Here is a 16576-nt window from a genome sequence, read left to right as displayed (position 1 = left end):
CCACCCGACAATCCTACGCGGCCGAGTGGGAAGCGGCTGGGCGTCGGGTGAACGCCGGGTATGCCGGGGTCAGCCGAAGAAGTTGATCGGCTTGACGATGTCTGCATACATCAGCAGCAGACTCATCGCACCCACCAGCACGACGACCGTCATCGTCAGCGGCATGAGCTTCGCGATGTCGACCGGTCCAGGATCGCGTCGCCCGAACAGCTTGGCGATCGACCGTCTGAAGCCCTCCCACAGGGCCCCGGCGATGTGGCCGCCATCGAGCGGGAGCAAGGGAATCAGGTTGAAGACGAAGAGCGCGACGTTCAGCGAGGCAAGCAACGCGATCATGGTGTAGACCTTGTCGACCACGGGAACGCCGTTGAGCGCCGTCAGCTCACCTGCCGCCCTGCCGACGCCGACGAGGCTCACTGGCCCGTTCGGGTCGCGCGGGGCCGAACCGAACGCGGCGTTCCAGACGTCGACCATGCGCTGCGGCAGGTGGATGACGACGCCGACGACCGCGGAGGTCTGCGCTCCGACGGCGGGAAGGACGGAGGTGATGGGCTGAGGAACCAGCTTCTCCACGGCTCCGATGCCCACGAAGCCGGCTTTCACCGTCTCGATGCTTCCGCTCGACCCCTTGACGGCCTGCCCGTTCGCGTCGAGCTTGGCGACCGCGTTCGTCAGCGGGGTGATCACGACCGTCTGGTCCTGGCCGTCGCGCCGGATGACGACAGTCAGCGGGACGCCCGCGGAGTCCCGGACGATCGCCGTGGACTGCGCCCACGACGTGATCTTCTTCCCGTCGATGCTGACGATGGTGTCGCCGGGCTTCAGTCCCGCGGCGGCGGCGGGGGTCTGCGTCGCGTCGGCGCCGCACTTTTGCGACGTGGTCGTCGCGGGAAGCACGCACTGATTGACCGAACCGATTGTCGTCGACGCCTGCGCCGTCCCGAACCCCATCAGCAGCACGCCGAATAGCACCACCGCGATCAGCAGGTTCATGAACGGGCCGCCGAACATGATGACGATGCGCTTCCAGACCGGCAGGCGGTAGAAGGTGCGTTCCTCCTCGCCCTCCCCCACGGTCTCCGCGCTGGAGGTGCGGGCGTCCTGCACCATCGCCTGCATGAAGCCGGTGGTCGCGTTCCGGCCGGCGCCGCCGTCCTTGCCGGGCGGGAACATCCCGATCATCGAGATGTAGCCGCCGAGCGGGATGGCCTTGAGGCCGTACTCGGTCTCACCGCGCTTGAACGAGAACAGCGTGCGGCCGAACCCGATCATGTACTGGGTGACCTTGACGCCGAACAGCTTCGCCGGCACCAGGTGGCCGATCTCGTGCAGCGCGATCGAGAGCGCGACGCCCACCAGGATGATGACGACGCCCAGGACGAACAGCAGCACGGAATCCACAGAGCAAGGCTAGTCGCGCACGCTTGGAGCCAGCCGCACGGTTCCTATGCCCTCGGCATCACAACGCGCGGCTTCTGCGTGGAGACCTAAAAGACAGCAGGCACAAGCACTCCTGAAGATCACGACTCTCGACAGATCCGGACCCAGCAGGGCTTGTGCCCGCCCATTCCTACCAACAGTCGAAACTACTTAGGACGTGCGCCAACTCATGTTGCCATTCCTTTGGAAACTATCGAAATTCACACAGAAGCCTCCCCCTGCGAATGATGCATACCTCCAGTTGTGGCCATTCTCATAGCGGTAAAACGCGATGGAGACAGTAGTCCCATAGGGAATAGAGATTGACGCAGCATTCTGCCGAATGCCCTGCCCATATCCCTGATGGATCGGGCTCGAATTGAATCTGTCGTTAATCCACTCCTCGCCTGAGTTCATACCGGGGTAGTAACGAGACGCTCCTGCACAGTTCGGGGAATAGTAGATGGTGAACCCCTTCGCCGCCGCTTGCGCCGGCGCGGCGCCGACCAGGCTGACGACGACGGATGCGATCGACACCGCAATTGCGACCCCGGCCTGCTTACGACGCTTGGCTAGCTGTCCGTCGCGTTGCTTGAAGATCTTCATGAGTTTCCCTTTTCGGTTGAGCCAAGGAGCTGAACTCAGCTTCGCTCGGCACCTTGAACGGTCGAAAAACCAACGGGCACGCTTCCATTAAACGAACCACGCGCCACTCCATTAGCAGTGGCATTTATTACGCTAACCACTAGAGTATGTCGAGGCATCCGTGCTACCACGGAGAGAACGCTGCGGGTTCTTACCCAGCGTGCGGCGAATGTCGCCGGCCATACCTTCCAAGGCTCCGCCGGGTATGACCGCCCTCTCACGCATCCCGGTGAACTCACCGGCGCTCCACCACTACGGAGAAGTACTCCGCGCGTCGCAGGTCAGCGGGCGATCAGCGCGTCGGCCGCGGCTCGCGCCAAGGCCTCTGCCTCAGCCAAGGACTCGCGAGTGAGCTCGCCCGCCGGCTCATGCTCGTCCACGACGCGCTCGACCGTGTCCACGATGTCCAGGTAGCCGATCGCGCCCGCGTGGAACGCCGCCACCGCCTGCTCGTTGGCCGCGTTGAACACCGCAGGGTAGGTCCCGCCCGCGGCGCCGACGCGCTTGGCGAGCGCCACGGCGGGGAACGCCTCACCGTCCAGCGGCTCGAACGTCCAGGTGTGCGCCCGCGTCCAGTCCAGCGGCGCGCCGACTCCCGGCACCCGGTCGGGCCAGCCGAGACCGAGTGAGATCGGGAGGCGCATGTCGGGCGGCGACGCTTGGGCGATGGTCGAGCCGTCCACGAACTCCACCATCGAGTGGATGACGGACTGCGGGTGCACCGTGACGTCGATCCGCTCGTACGGCACGTCGAAGAGCAGGTGCGCCTCGATGACCTCCAGGCCCTTGTTGACCAGGGTGGCGGAGTTGGTCGTGACGACGAGTCCCATGTCCCAGGTCGGGTGCGCGAGCGCCTCGGCGGGCGTGACGTCGCGCAGGGAGTCGCGGGACCGGCCGCGGAAGGGGCCGCCCGACGCCGTCAGCACCAGCCGCCGAACCTCCCCGGCCGTTCCGGAGCGCAGCGCCTGGGCGAGCGCCGAGTGCTCGGAGTCGACCGGGACGAGCTGGCCGGGCGCCGCCGCCTGCTTGACCAGCGCGCCGCCGACGATCAGCGACTCCTTGTTGGCGAGCGCCAGCATGGCCCCGGTCTCCAGGGCGGCGAGCGTCGGACCGAGCCCGACCGAGCCGGTGATGCCGTTGAGCACCACGTCGGCCTGCACGGAGTGCAGGAGCCGCACCGCGTCGTCCGCGCCGAGCGCCGTGTCGCGTACCCCGAACCGCTCCGCCTGCTCGGCGAGGAGGTCCGCGTTGCGCCCGGCGGTCAGCCCGACGACGTCGAACCGGTCGGGGTTCGCCGCGATGACGTCGAGCGCCTGCGTGCCGATCGAGCCCGTGGACCCGAGGATGACGACGCGGCGCGCGGGCATCAGCGGCTGGTTCCCAGGATGTCGACCACGAAGACCATCGTATCGGTGCCCTTGATGGCGCCCTGGCCCGCAGCTCCATAGCCGTCAGCGGGCGGAACGATCGCGATCACCTGGGAGCCGACAGTCTGACCCTCGAGAGCCTTCTGGAAGCCCTTCACGACCTGGGTCGTCTGGAACGACGCCGTCTGGCCCCGGCTCCAGCTGGAGTCGAACATCTGGCCGTTCCGCCAGAGCACGCCCTTGTACTGCACCGTGACCGTGTCGCCCGGCAGAACGGTCTCGCCCGAGCCCTTCTTGAGCTCGGCGATCAGCGTCTCCGTCGGCGGGGCGGCCTTCGGGATGGTGATGGTCGGCTCACCGGTCTTGCTGAGTTTCACTGTCGGGAAGCCCGAGGTGGGAGGAACGGGTGTTCCGTTCGCCTTGGTCGGCAGCTTGGGCGCGATGTTGACGATGTCCGCAAGCAGGACGACGGGGGCGTCCTGCTTGAGGCCCAGCTGCGAATAGGCCTGGCCGAATGCCTCGGAGGCCGTCGCGGTCACGACGACCCTGGAACCGACGTTCAAGCACTCGACGCCGCGGACGAAACCGGGAAGCCACTTCGTGTCGTCGACCGGCGCGTCGACCACCTTCGCGGTGCCGAAGCCCTCAGGCGCCGCGAGCTCTTTGCCCGTCGTGCCGTCGTACGCGGCAAGGGCCAGTCCGGCCGTCGCCCCCGCATTGACCTTCTTACCGGTGCCCTTCGTGACGACGGTGCGCTCGAGATCCTTCACCTTGAGCGGCGTCGCGAAGGTTACCGTGGGCGTCTGGTGGAACTCGCCGGAGACCTTGACGGAGTCGGACACAGACCCCGACTTCACGTTCTGACAGGTCGCGGCCGCAGCGGTGCTGGACGCCGATGGGCTGGGCGACGAGGAACTGCAGGCGGCGAGGCCGGCGACGACGAGGGCGGCTGTGAGGACGGAAAGGGATCTGCGCACGAGGAGCCAGTCTGCCCCATCCACCTCTGTCCCCGCTGAACGGACACCTGAACAACGCCCATACGATGGAGGTCATGACCCGCGACTTCTCCGTCCCCCAGTCCCGCCACGTCGTCACCGAGCTCCCGGGCCCGCGCTCGGTGGAGCTGCAGCAGCGGCGTGTCGCGTCGGTCAGCCGGGGCGCGGGGACGCTTGCGAACATCTACATGGAGTCCGGCTCCGGAGCGATCCTGGTCGACGTCGACGGCAACCGCCTGATCGACCTGGGCTGCGGCATCGGCGTGACCACCATCGGCCACGCGCACCCCGCCGTCGCCGCGGCCGCCGCCGAGCAGGCCGCGAAGCTGACGCACACGCTCTTCACGGTCACGCCCTATGAGAACTACGTGCGCGTCGCCGAGAAGCTGGCCGAGATCACGCCGGGCGACTTCGAGAAGCACAGCATCCTGGTCAACTCCGGCGCGGAGGCGGTGGAGAACGCGGTCAAGATCGCGCGCAAGTTCACGGGGCGCCGGGCGATCGCGACGCTCGACCACGCGTTCCACGGCCGCACCAACCTGACGATGGCGATGACCTACCGCCCCTGGCCGGAGCGCGCGGGCATGGGCCCGTTCCCCGGCGAGATCTACAGCCTCCCGATCAGCTACCCGTTCCGCGACCCGGAGGGGATGACGGGCGAGGAGGCCGCGGAGCGCACCATCGACTACATCGAGACGCACATCGGCGCCACGGAGCTCGCGGCGCTGTTCGTGGAGCCGGTCCAGGGCGACGGCGGCGTCATCATCCCGGCGCCCGGCTACTTCAAGCGCCTGTCCGAGTACTGCACCGAGAACGGCATCGTGTTCGTCGCGGACGAGATCCAGGCCGGCATCGGCCGTACCGGCACCTGGTACTCGATCGAGCACCACGGCGTCGTCCCCGACCTCATCACGTCCGCCAAGGGCATCGCCGGCGGCTTCCCGCTCGCGGCGGTGACCGGCCGCGCCGAGATCATGGACGCGGTCCAGCCCGGCGGCATCGGCGGCACGTTCGGCGGCAACCCGGTCTCCACGGCCGCGGCGCTCGCGGTGTTCGAGGCGTTCGAGCAGGAGGACCTGCTCGCCGAGGCGAAGCGCGTCGAGGCGGCGCTGTGGGCGCGGATCGGCGACTGGGCCGAGCGCTTCCCCGTCGTCGGTGAGGTGCGCGGCGTGGGCGCGATGTTCGGCATCGAGCTGGTCGTGCCCGGCACGAAGAAGCCCAACCCGGAGGCGCTGAAGGCCGTGCTCGCGCACGCGACCGCCAACGGCGTCATCCCGCTCGACGCCGGGAGCTGGGACAGCGTCCTTCGGCTGCTGCCGTCGGTCGTCATCAGCGAGGAGCTGATCGACGACGCCGCCACCGTGATCGAAGAGGCGCTCGGCCGGCTCGGCTGACCGACCCGAGACGCCAGCCCATGCGCCTGCCCCTCCGCTCGCCGCTGCGCCCGCCTCTGCGGCGGCTCGCCGCCGCGGTCCTCGTGACCGCGGCGGTCCTCGCGGCGCTGCCCGCGGTCGGCGGCGCGCAGACGGAGGGGGCCACGGCGGCGGTCGCTCCGAAAGCAGCGGCGGCTCTCGCGGCGAAACCCGCGCGGCCGTTCGATCCGGGCGACATCATCAGCGACGACAGCTTCTACAACCCGTACGCGATGACGGCCGCCCAGGTGCAGCACTTCCTGGACACCCGCGCCTGCACCCCCAAGGACACCTCCCCCTGCCTGGCGGACTTCCGCATGGACGTGCCGCGCACCCCGGCCTCCGATGAGCGCTGCGCCGCCATCCCCGCGCGAAAGGGCGAGCGGGCCAGCAGCATCATCGTGCGCATCGCGCAGGCGTGCACGATCAGCCCGCGGGTGCTCCTGGTGCTGCTGCAGAAGGAGCAGTCGCTGCTCACCACGCCGAGCGCGACCGGCTACCAGAAGGCCACCGGGTACGCGTGCCCGGACACCGCCGCGTGCGACACCCGCTACTTCGGCTTCTTCAACCAGGTCTACCGTGCGGCCTGGCAGTTCCGGGAGTACACCGCGCACCCGGCCGACTGGCGCTACAAGGTCGGCGCGAACCGCATCCAGTACCACCCGGACGCCACCTGCGGTGCCAGCACGGTCCGGGTGGTCAACCAGGCGACGGCGAACCTCTACAACTACACGCCGTACCAGCCGGACAAGACGACGGTCGCCCAACCGACCGGCCCTGGCGACAAGTGCTCCGCCTTCGGCAACCTCAACTTCTCGCGGCTCTACACGAGCTGGTTCGGCGATCCGCGGAACGTGCGGTACCCGGGGCTCCAACTCCCTTGCCTGATCTACGCGGGAGGCTGGGGCTGCGCGCCGCTCCTGCCGTTCGGCGAGTGAGGAAACGCATGCCGGCCGGAGCATACAAACGGGACTACCCTCGTTCTGTGAGTCAGACAGCACCCGACGACGGGCACGAGGCGGAGGCCGAGGTCCTCCCGCGCCCTGGGCTGACCTACTTCATCGGCCGACGCGTGGTCGCGCCGCTGCTGCGCCTCATCTACCGGCCGCACATCATCGGCGCCCGCAACGTGCCGCGCCACGGCAAGCTCATCCTGGCCAGCAACCACCTGTCGTTCATCGACTCGCTGGTCATCCCGATGATCTCGCCGCGCCGAGTGCAGTTCCTCGCCAAGTCGCACTACTTCGAGGGGACCGGGTTCAAGGGTGCGGTCTCGCGCTCGTTCTTCACCGCGATCGGCGCGGTCGGCGTCAAGCGCGGGGCCGGGCAGGCCGCCCAGGAGGCCCTGGAGCAGTCCCGCCGGATCATCGACACCGGCGCCGCGTTCGCGCTCTATCCGGAGGGCACCCGCTCGCTCGACGGCCGTCTCTACAAGGGACGCACCGGCATCGGCTGGCTGGCGCTGACGACGGGCGCCAAGGTCGTCCCGGTGGGCCTGATCGGCACGAACGAGGTCCAGCCGGTCGGCGCGAAGTTCCCGCGCGTGCGCCGCATCACCATCGCCTTCGGCGAGCCGATCGACGTCGCACACTACGGCCCGGCGGAGTCCGGCCGCGCCCGGCGCCAGGCGACCGACGAGATCATGGCGGCCATCCACGGCCTCACCGGCCAGGAGCTCGCCGGCACCTACAACGAGTCGCCGCCCGCGAACACCGTCGAGCGCGTCAAGCGCGCCCTCCGCCCCGAGCGCCTCTAGCGCCTCCCGCCTCCGCGACATTCGTGCCGAATGTCGCGCCGCCGCGGTGTCGCGATTCGTGCGGAATGTCGCGAAAGCGGTGGGCAATCACGACATTCGGCACGAATGTCGCGCCGCAGTGGTGTCGCGATTCGTGCCGAATGTCGCGGTGCGGCGGTGCCGCGATTCGTGAGGAATGTGGCGAAAGGGGCGCGCTTTCGCGACATTCGGCACGAATGTCGCGGCGGGGTGGTGTCGTGATTCGTGAGGAATGTGGCAAAAGCGGCGCGCTTTCGCGACATTCGGCACGAATGTCGCGGCGCTCAGGCGAGGGTCAGGAGCTCGGGGGCGTGGCCGACGGGGAAGTTGACGCTTGCGGCGATGAAGCACTTGGCCGCCGCCGGGGCGTGGAGGGAGGCCGCCAGCTCGGCCTGCGCGGGGTCGGCGATCGTCACCTTCGGGCGCAGCATCGCGCTCGTGAAGTGGCCTCCGCCGTTGCCCGTCTGCTCCATGACGCCGGTCGCGGCGTCGGTGTAGCCCACGACGACGACGCCCGCGCGCGCGGCCTCGGCCAGGTAGCTGAGCATGTGGCACTGGCTGAGCGCGGCGAGCAGCAGTTCCTCCGGGTTCCACCGGTCCCTGTCGCCGAAGAACGTGCGGTCGGCCGAACCCTCGATGGGGTGCTTGCCCTCGGTGCTGACCGTGTGGTCGCGTCCGTAGGCCTTGTAGTCGCTGGTCCCCTCTCCCCGGTTTCCGGTCCACTGCAGGTCGATCGCATAGCGGTGCTCGAGCTTCATGGTTCGATTCTCGCACCCCGGCTAAACTGGCCAGATCATGACTGACACCCTGAGCACGCCCACGTTCACCGTGGAGCAAGAACGCCGCATCGTCACCGCCGTCCCCGGCCCGAAGTCTCAGGAGCTGCATCAGCGCCGCCTCGCCGTGGTGCCCACCGGCGTGTCGTCGGCCCTGCCCGTGTACATCGCCCGCGCGAACGGCGCCATCCTGGTCGACGTCGACGGCAACCAGTTCGTCGACTTCGGCGCCGGCATCGGCGTGACCACGATCGGCCACACCGAGACCGCGGTCGTCGCGGCCGCCGCCGAGCAGCTCCAGGACGTCATCCACACGCTCTTCACCATCACCCCGTACGAGGAGTACGTGCGCGTCGCGGAGCTGCTCGCCGCGCACACGCCGGGCGACCACGCCAAGAAGACCGTGCTGGTCAACTCCGGCGCGGAGGCCGTCGAGAACGGCGTCAAGATCGCCCGCAAGCACACCGGCCGCCGCGCCGTCGCCGTCCTCGACCACGCGTATCACGGCCGCACCAACCTCACGATGGCCATGAACTACAAGGCCATGCCGTACGCGACCGGCTTCGGCCCGTTCGCCGGCGACGTCTACCACGCGCCCAACTCCTACCCGTACCGCGACGGACTCAGCGGCGCCGAGGCGGCCGCGCGTACCATCGCCTACCTCGAGAAGGTCGTCGGCGCGACCGACTTGGCCTGCCTCGTCGTCGAGCCGATCCAGGGCGAGGGCGGCTTCGTCGTCCCGGCCGAGGGCTACCTCACGGCGCTGCAGGAGTGGTGCACGGCCAACGGCGTCGTCTTCATCGCCGACGAGATCCAGAGCGGGATGGCCCGCACGGGAGCGTTCTTCGCCAGCGAGCACTTCGGCCTCGTGCCCGACCTGGTGCTGAGCGCCAAGGGCATCGCGGGCGGCCTCCCGCTGGCGGCGGTCACCGGCCGCGCCGAGATCATGGACTCCGCCCAGCCCGGCGGCCTCGGCGGCACCTTCGGCGGCAACCCGGTCGCCGCGGCGGCCGCGATCGCGGTGTTCGAGCAGATCGAGAAGGGCGACCTCCTCGCCCACGGCGCGCGCATCGAGAAGGCGCTCAAGCCGGCTCTGGAGAAGCTGCAGCAGAAGTACGACATCATCGGCGACGTGCGCGGCATCGGCGCGATGGTCGCGATCGAGCTGGTCCAGCCGGGCACCGGCGAGACCACCAAGGTCCCGAACCCGGAGGCCGTGAGCGCGATCATCGCCTACGCGGCGCAGCGCGGCATCCTGTTCCTCAACGCCGGCACCTTCGGCAACGTGCTCCGCTTCCTGCCGAGCCTCGCCGTGAGCGACGCGCTCATCGCGGACGCCCTGTCCGTCCTCGACGACGCCTTCGCCGCGCTGTGACACCGGAGGTCTTCGGAACCGCTGAGGCGGCGGAGCTCGCGGTCGTCGAGCGCAGCGGGTTCGTCGAGTCCCGCCACGCGGGCTCGGCCGTCGTGCTCGGGCCGGACGGCGACGTCGTCTTGTCCCTCGGCGCGCCGGAGAAGCCCGTGTTCCCGCGGTCGTCGCTCAAGCCCTTCCAGGCAGTGGCCGTGATGGGCGCGGGCGTCGCACTGGAGGGCGCAGGCGCCGTGCTGGCGACCGCGAGCCACGCGGGCACACCCGCGCACATCTCGGTGGTCCGCGGGCTGCTCGCGCAGGCCCAGCTCACCGAGGACGCCCTGCACTGCCCCGCCGACTGGCCGCTGGACGGCGCGGCGCGGGAGAACGCCATCCGCGACGGCGCCCAGCGCAGCCCGGTGTTCATGAACTGCTCGGGCAAACACGCCGCGATGCTGCTGGCCTGCCGGGTGAACCAGTGGCCGCTGGAGAGCTACCTCAGCCAGCAGCACCCGCTGCAGCAGCACATCCGCGACACGACCGAGCGGCTGACCGGCGAGAAGGTCGTCGCGACCGGGATCGACGGCTGCGGCGCGCCCGTGCACGCCATGTCGCTGCTGGCGCTCGCGCGGGGCATCCAGCGGATCGGCACGGCGTCGGAGGGCTCCCCGTTCGCGCTCTTCCGCAACGCGGCCGTGCTGCGCACTGCGGTGCTCGCCAACGGCTGGGCCATCGACGGCCCGGGCCGGGCCAACACCGTCGTGATCGATGAGCTCGGGGTCTTCGCCAAGCTCGGCGCCGAGGGCGTCATGGTGATGGCGGCGCCGGACGGCACGACCGTCAGCCTGAAGGTGCTCGACGGCAGCCGGCGCGCGGCCTCCATCGTCGCGCTGTCGCTGCTGGCCGACACCGGCGCGATCGAGCGCGCCGCGGTCGACGCCGTCGCGCCGAAGCTGGACCTCGCGGTCCTCGGCAACGGCGTCCCCGTCGGCACGATCCGGGCCTCGTACACGCACTAACCCCTCGACCCTCCCCCGCCGAGGGGCACTTTGTTGTCACTTTCGGGCTCGAAAAGTGACAACTACGTGCCCCTCGGCGGATGCGGGGAGGGTGTGGGTGGAGTGTGGGCGCGGGGTTACTGGGTGGCGCGGGCGAGGCGCTTCGCGCGGGCGGCGGCGGTGAGCTGCGAGATCAGGACGACCAGGATCGTCAGGATGAACACCGCCGACGCGATCACGTTCGCCTGGGCCGGGATGCCGCGCGACGCAGCGATGTAGATGTACATCGGGAACGTCGTCACCGCCCCGGCGTTGAAGTTCGTGATGATGAAGTCGTCGAAGCTCAGCGAGAACGACAGCAGCGCGGCCGACAGGATGCCCGGCAGCAGCAGCGGGAACGTGATCCGCCAGAACACCGCGTTCGGCGAGCCGTACAGGTCGCGTCCCGCCTCCTCCAGCGCCGGGTCGAGCGAGGCGACGCGCGCCTTCACCGTCACCACGACGAAGCTGATGCAGAACATGACGTGCGCGATGATGATCGTCCCGAAGCCTTTGTTCACGCCGAGGCTCAGGAACTGCGCCGCCAGGCCCGCACCGAGCACGACCTCCGGGCTCGCCATCGGCAGGAACAGCAGCAGGCTGGTCTGCGACCGGAACCGGAACCGGTAGCGCATCAGCGCGATCGCGATCATGGTGCCGAGCACCGTCGCGATCACCGTCGAGACGATGCCGATGATGATCGACGCGGTGAACGCGTCGCAGATGCCGGCGGCGTCGCAGACGTTCGTCCAGTTGCGGAGGGTGAAGCCGCGCCAGGCGATGTTGTTCTTGATCGCGTCGTTGAACGAGAACACGAACGTGTAGACGATCGGGATGAGCAGGAACGCCAGCGCCAGGAAGGCGTAGACGCCGAGCCCGAGGCCCTGGAACCGGAAGCGCCGCCGAGGCGTGGTCGTCGTCGTCACAGCAGGTCCTCCGTCCCGCTCCGCCGCACGTAGAACCCGACGATCACCAGGATGACGGCCATCAGGATGACCGACATAGCGGCCGCCGCCGGATAGTTCTGCAGCACCAGGAAGTTGCTCTCGATGACGTTGCCCATCATCGAGGTGTCGGCGGCGCCGAGGAAGTCCTGCGACGCGTTGATGTAGTCGCCCGCGGCCGGGATGAACGTCAGCAGCGTCCCGGAGACGATGCCGGGCAGCGACAGCGGGATGGTGATCTTGCGGAACGTCATCCAGTTGCTCGCGTAGAGGTCGCGCCCGGCCTCCAGCAGCCGGGTGTCCAGCCGCTCCAGCGTCGAGTACAGCGGCAGCGTCATGAACGGGATGAAGTTGTACGTCAGACCGAAGATCACCGAGAACGGCGTGCCCGTGATGTGGGCGTCCGGCGGGAGGACGCTGAGAGCCTTCAGCGAGCTCGCCACCCAGCCGTCGTCGCTCAGGATCGACTTCCAGGCCAGCGTCCGCAGCAGGAAGCTGATGAAGAACGGCGCGATCACCAGCGTCATCAGCAGGTTCTGCAGCACCGGCTTGGACCGCATCTTCACGCCGATGAAGTACGCCAGCGGATAGCTGATCACGAGCGCCGCGGCCGTGGCGATGAGCGCGTAGCCGAACGAGCGCAGGATCTGCGGCCAGTACTCCGCGATCGCGTCGGTGTAGTTCTGCCACTGGAACGCCGTGACGTACTGCCCGATGTCGCCCTCCGGCGCCGGCGCCTGGAAGGACGTGATGATGAGCGAGACCAGCGGGGTCAGGAAGAACAGCACCAGGTACAGCACGCCAGGCAGCAACAGGATCAGCGCGATCCCGGACTTGCGCCGCGCCGCGGGCTCCTGATCCTGGGTGGCGGGAGGCCCGGTGAAGGCGGCGATGGCCATCTACGCCTCCTCCAGCTCGGTGAGCAGCCGCTCCTTCGCCTGCGCCGCCACCGCCTGCGTGTCCGTGTCGTGGGCGAACTTCCCGTCGGCCGGCGGCTCGTCGGCCAGCACGAACGTGTGGGAGGCCTCCCACGACACCCAGACCTGGTCGCCGAAGCCGGCGGCCGGTCCGCTCGCGAGGTTCTGTGCGAAGACGACCACCGTGCCGAGGCCGGGCAGGTCCACGAGGTACTGCGTGCTCACACCGCTGAACGAGACGTCGATGACCCGGCCGGGGCCGAGCCGGTTCGCGCCGGACGGGATGGTGTGCTCCCCCGCGTGCAGCGTCAGCTTCTCCGGGCGCACGCCCACGGTGACCGTCCCCGAGCTGCGCTGGGCGCGCGACCGCGGCACCTGGATGCGGTGGCCCGCGACCTCCACGCCGAGCGTGTCGCCCGCGCTGTCGAGCACGGGACCGGCGAACAGGTTCGACTGGCCGAGGAAGTTCGCCACGAACACGGTCGAGGGCAGCTCGTAGAGGAGCTCGGGCGCGCCCATCTGCTCGATGCGGCCCTTGTTCATCACCGCGACCGTGTCGGCCATGGTCATGGCCTCCTCCTGGTCGTGCGTGACGTGCACGAAGGTGAGGCCGACCTCGGTCTGGATGGACTTCAGCTCCAGCTGCATCTGGCGGCGGAGCTTGAGGTCCAGCGCGCCGAGCGGCTCGTCGAGCAGCAGCAGCGCCGGCCGGTTCACGACCGCGCGGGCGAGCGCCACGCGCTGCTGCTGGCCGCCGGAGAGCTGGGACGGGCGCCGCGCGGCGAGGTGGTCGAGCTCGACCAGCCGCAGCGCCTCGTGCGCCTTGGCGACCGGGTCGCCGATGCGGCGGCGGCGCAGGCCGAAGGCGACGTTCTCCAGGATCGTCATGTGCGGGAAGAGCGCGTAGCTCTGGAACACCGTGTTCACCGGCCGCTGGAACGGCTTGGTGCTGGTGACGTCCTTCCCGCCGATGAGGATGCGGCCCGCCGTCGGCTCCTCGAGCCCGGCGACCAGCCGCAGCGTCGTCGTCTTGCCGCAGCCGCTCGGGCCGAGCAGGGCGAAGAACGACCCGGCCGGGATGGTCAGGTCGAGGCTCTCGATGGCGGTGAAGCCGGGGAACCGTTTGGTGATGCCGACGAGCTGCAGGTCGGCGCCGGACTCGGCGAAGACTCCTTTCGGCATCAGGCCCCCAGGATCACTTTCTGGAACGCCGTCTGGTACTTCTGCTCCTCCGCGGGCGTGAGGGTGCGGAAGATCTTCACCTTCGACAGGGTGTCGCTGTCCGGGAAGATCAGCTGGTTCTCCGCCAGCGTGGGGTCGATCTTCACCGCGGCCTCCTTGGCGCCCTGCACCGGCGTGATGTAGTTCACCCACGCGGCGACCTCGGCGGCGACCTCCGGCTCGTAGTAGAAGTCGATCAGCTTCTGGGCGTTGGCCTTGCGCGGCGAGCCGATCGGGATGACGAAGTTGTCGCTCCACAGGGTGCCGCCGGCCTCCGGGATGGCGAACTGCCAGTTGTCGCCGGCCTCGGCGTTGAGCTGGGTGATGTCGCCGGACCAGCAGATCGCGGCGAGGGTGTCGCCGGACTTCAGGTCGTTGAGGTAGGAGTTGCCCTTGATGTTGCGGATCTGGCCGTCGCTGACCTCCTTGGTCAGCGTGTCGATGGCCTTGTTGTAGTCGTCGTCGCTGAAGTGCTTGGAGATGTCGACGCCCTGTTGCAGCAGTAGCAGGCCCATCGTGTCGCGCATCTCGCTGAGCACGCCGACCTTGCCCTTGAGGTCGGGCTTCCACAGGTCGTCGATGGACTTCAGGCCGTTCGGGAGCTTCGACTTGTTCCAGCAGATGCCGGCGAAGCCGCTCTGCCAGGGGAGCGACTTGGTGCGGCCGGGGTCGAAGTCGACGTCCACCAGGTTCTCGGTGAGGTTCTTCTTGTTCGGGATGGCCGACGCGTCGAAGCTCTGCACGTAGCCGAGCCGGATCCAGCGCGCGATCATCCAGTCCGTGAGACAGACCGTGTCGGCGCCGATGTCCTTGCCGAGGGCGAGCTGGTCCTTCACCTTGGCGTAGTACGTGTTGTTGTCGTCGACAGCGACGTCGTACTTGACCGACATCCCGGCCTGCTTCTGGAACGCTTGCAGCGTCGGGTACTTCCCGTCCTTGTCCTGGTCGAGGTACGCCTGCCAGTTGGCCCAGGTGAGCGTCTTGTCGGTGGAGGACTGGTCCTTCGCCGGCGTCGGCTTGCCCGACGCGCCGCCCGTCGAGCAGGCGGCCAGCGCGAGCGCTGCGGCGCCGGCCGTCGCGCCGGCCAGCAGACCGCGGCGGGTGAGCTGGGAGGCACGGGCCGACTGGACCAGCCGGCGGATCATCGGATCGTCAGGGAGAGGCCTTGAATTCACTGCGGAGCTCCTTCGGGTCTATCTGGTGTTCGCCTGGAGGGCTTTCCGCCGAAAGCACGTCTTCGTGCCGCCGCGGTGGGTCGATCCTGGCATAGGACCGGTGCGATTCGCACCCTTCAGCGGGCGAATCGTCCATTTGGAAACATGATCGTCACGAAATCCGTTCCATTTCGTCCGAAAGACGAGGGAAATCGCACACAGCGTGCGGTGCGCGGATGAGCACCGAGACGAACTGACGAAATCGGCCCCGATCGGAGGCCGATTTTACGGAATCAGCACGATGGTGAACGGATTGCTATCGAAATCCTCCGTGAAGAAAGCTAAGGTGAAGTCGAACCATCACGTCGAAGTGTGAGGAGCTGAGGAGCCCCATGAAGGTCGCGATCCCCCGCGAGATCAAGAACAACGAATTCCGCGTGGCGATTACGCCCGCAGGTGTCCACGACCTGGTCGGAGCCGGCCACGACGTGTACGTCGAGACCGGAGCCGGAGTGGGGTCGTCCATCCCCGACGAGCTCTACATCGGTGCGGGGGCGACGATCCTCCCCGACGCGGCCGCCACCTGGGCGGCGGGCGACCTCATCCTCAAGGTGAAGGAGCCGATCGCCTCGGAGTACGGCTACTTCCGCGAGGGTCTGGTGCTCTTCACGTACCTGCACCTCGCGGCCGACGAGGCGCTCACCCGTGCACTCGTCGAGGCGCGCGTCACCGCCATCGCGTACGAGACCGTGCAGCTCCCGAACCGGGCCCTGCCGCTGCTCGCCCCGATGAGCGAGGTCGCCGGCCGGCTCGCGCCGATCGTCGGCGCCAACACCATGCTGAAGCCGAACGGCGGCCCCGGCCTGCTGATCCCCGGCGTCCCCGGCACCCACCCGGCGGTCGTCACCGTCCTCGGCGGCGGCGTCGCCGGCACCAACGCGACCTCGGTCGCGGTCGGCCTCGGCGCGGAGGTGACGGTGCTCGACACGAACATCGCCCGCCTGCGCGAGCTCGACGCCCTCTACGCGGGCCGGATCAAGACGATCGCATCGAACAGCTTCGAGATCGACAAGGCCGTCACGGAGTCCGACCTCGTGATCGGCTCGGTGCTCGTCCCCGGCGCGAAGGCGCCCAAGCTCGTCAGCAACGAGCTGGTCTCGCGGATGAAGCCGGGCAGCGTGCTCGTGGACATCGCCGTCGACCAGGGCGGCTGCTTCGCCGACTCGCACCCGACCACGCACGCCGACCCCACCTTCACGGTGCACCAGTCGCTGTTCTACTGCGTGGCGAACATGCCGGGCGCGGTGCCGCACACCTCCACGTACGCGCTCACCAACGCCACGCTGCCGTACGCGCGGGCCATCGCGAACAACGGCTGGCAGGCCGCCCTGCGCGCCGACGCGTCGCTGGCACTCGGCCTCAACGTGCACGACGGCCGCGTCACCAACGCCGGTGTCGCCGAGGCGCACGGGATCGTGGACGCTCCGCTCGCGGACGCGCTGGTCTGATCCTCACGACGTGGGCTGGGCGGGAGACTGCTCGGCCCACGTCGACGTTCAGCCGG

The 16576-nt window shown here is 68.8% G+C and carries 15 protein-coding genes; 6 read left to right on the top strand and 9 right to left on the bottom strand.

Annotated elements, in window-relative coordinates; genetic code table 11:
- Nucleotides 1–69: 69 nt before the first annotated feature.
- The 4 genes from ACFRFH_RS10635 to ACFRFH_RS10620 all read right to left on the bottom strand — a co-directional run bounded on the left by ACFRFH_RS10635 (nt 70) and on the right by ACFRFH_RS10620 (nt 4273).
- On the bottom strand, nt 70–1401 hold the full coding sequence (locus ACFRFH_RS10635) for a M50 family metallopeptidase (RefSeq protein WP_382462980.1): 1332 nt from the start codon (nt 1399–1401) through the stop codon (nt 70–72).
- Between the two features lie 189 nt (nt 1402–1590).
- Complete coding sequence (locus tag ACFRFH_RS10630; protein ID WP_382462979.1) at nt 1591–2025, bottom strand: hypothetical protein; 435 nt, start codon at nt 2023–2025, stop codon at nt 1591–1593.
- 320 nt (nt 2026–2345) lie between these two features.
- Entirely contained in the window at nt 2346–3431 is a 1086-nt protein-coding gene (locus tag ACFRFH_RS10625) for a 1-deoxy-D-xylulose-5-phosphate reductoisomerase (RefSeq protein WP_382462978.1), read from the bottom strand.
- Nucleotides 3431–4273 carry an FKBP-type peptidyl-prolyl cis-trans isomerase gene (locus tag ACFRFH_RS10620; protein WP_382462977.1) on the bottom strand — a complete coding sequence of 281 codons (843 nt, stop codon included), beginning with the start codon at nt 4271–4273 and terminating at the stop codon, nt 3431–3433. The genes ACFRFH_RS10625 and ACFRFH_RS10620 overlap by 1 nt, the downstream gene beginning before the upstream one ends.
- Nucleotides 4274–4473: 200 nt before the next feature.
- Here ACFRFH_RS10620 and ACFRFH_RS10615 point away from each other — a divergent pair, with 200 nt between their 5' ends.
- Genes ACFRFH_RS10615 through ACFRFH_RS10605 form a run of 3 tightly spaced genes read left to right on the top strand, consistent with a single transcriptional unit; the run spans nt 4474 to nt 7594 of the window.
- On the top strand, nt 4474–5820 hold the full coding sequence (locus ACFRFH_RS10615; protein ID WP_382462976.1) for an aminotransferase class III-fold pyridoxal phosphate-dependent enzyme: 1347 nt from the start codon (nt 4474–4476) through the stop codon (nt 5818–5820).
- 20 nt (nt 5821–5840) lie between these two features.
- Nucleotides 5841–6776, top strand: a complete 936-nt coding sequence (locus ACFRFH_RS10610; RefSeq protein ID WP_382462975.1) for a hypothetical protein — start codon at nt 5841–5843, stop codon at nt 6774–6776.
- 47 nt (nt 6777–6823) lie between these two features.
- A complete protein-coding gene (locus ACFRFH_RS10605) occupies nt 6824–7594 on the top strand; it encodes a lysophospholipid acyltransferase family protein (protein ID WP_382462974.1) in 771 nt (256 codons plus the stop codon).
- Between the two features lie 302 nt (nt 7595–7896).
- On the opposite strand, the gene ACFRFH_RS10600 is transcribed toward ACFRFH_RS10605, so the two are convergent.
- Complete coding sequence (locus ACFRFH_RS10600) at nt 7897–8370, bottom strand: OsmC family protein (RefSeq protein WP_382462973.1); 474 nt, start codon at nt 8368–8370, stop codon at nt 7897–7899.
- Between the two features lie 37 nt (nt 8371–8407).
- Here ACFRFH_RS10600 and gabT point away from each other — a divergent pair, with 37 nt between their 5' ends.
- Nucleotides 8408–9763, top strand: a complete 1356-nt coding sequence (gene gabT / locus ACFRFH_RS10595; protein ID WP_382462972.1) for a 4-aminobutyrate--2-oxoglutarate transaminase — start codon at nt 8408–8410, stop codon at nt 9761–9763.
- Nucleotides 9760–10758 carry an asparaginase gene (locus ACFRFH_RS10590; protein WP_382462971.1) on the top strand — a complete coding sequence of 333 codons (999 nt, stop codon included), beginning with the start codon at nt 9760–9762 and terminating at the stop codon, nt 10756–10758. The genes gabT and ACFRFH_RS10590 overlap by 4 nt, the downstream gene beginning before the upstream one ends.
- A 116-nt stretch (nt 10759–10874) precedes the next feature.
- Here ACFRFH_RS10590 and ACFRFH_RS10585 read toward each other — a convergent pair whose 3' ends face one another.
- The 4 genes from ACFRFH_RS10585 to ACFRFH_RS10570 are packed head-to-tail and all read right to left on the bottom strand — an operon-like array spanning nt 10875 to nt 15003.
- Complete coding sequence (locus tag ACFRFH_RS10585) at nt 10875–11702, bottom strand: ABC transporter permease (RefSeq protein WP_382462970.1); 828 nt, start codon at nt 11700–11702, stop codon at nt 10875–10877.
- A complete protein-coding gene (locus ACFRFH_RS10580; RefSeq protein WP_382462969.1) occupies nt 11699–12619 on the bottom strand; it encodes an ABC transporter permease in 921 nt (306 codons plus the stop codon). The genes ACFRFH_RS10585 and ACFRFH_RS10580 overlap by 4 nt, the downstream gene beginning before the upstream one ends.
- Entirely contained in the window at nt 12620–13819 is a 1200-nt protein-coding gene (locus ACFRFH_RS10575; RefSeq protein WP_382462968.1) for an ABC transporter ATP-binding protein, read from the bottom strand. It abuts the gene before it with no gap.
- Nucleotides 13819–15003, bottom strand: coding sequence for a PotD/PotF family extracellular solute-binding protein (locus ACFRFH_RS10570; protein WP_382463395.1), 1185 nt, complete (start codon nt 15001–15003; stop codon nt 13819–13821). Before ACFRFH_RS10570 ends, ACFRFH_RS10575 begins: the two co-directional genes overlap by 1 nt.
- 401 nt (nt 15004–15404) lie before the next feature.
- Between ACFRFH_RS10570 and ald the strand changes: the two genes are divergently transcribed.
- Nucleotides 15405–16520, top strand: a complete 1116-nt coding sequence (gene ald / locus ACFRFH_RS10565) for an alanine dehydrogenase (RefSeq protein ID WP_382462967.1) — start codon at nt 15405–15407, stop codon at nt 16518–16520.
- The last annotated feature ends 56 nt before the right edge of the window (nt 16521–16576 follow it).

Origin of the sequence: Leifsonia sp. NPDC056824 (assembly GCF_042789575.1) — a bacterium.
Lineage (GTDB): Bacteria > Actinomycetota > Actinomycetes > Actinomycetales > Microbacteriaceae > Leifsonia.
This window is presented reverse-complemented; position numbering and strand designations above follow the sequence as displayed.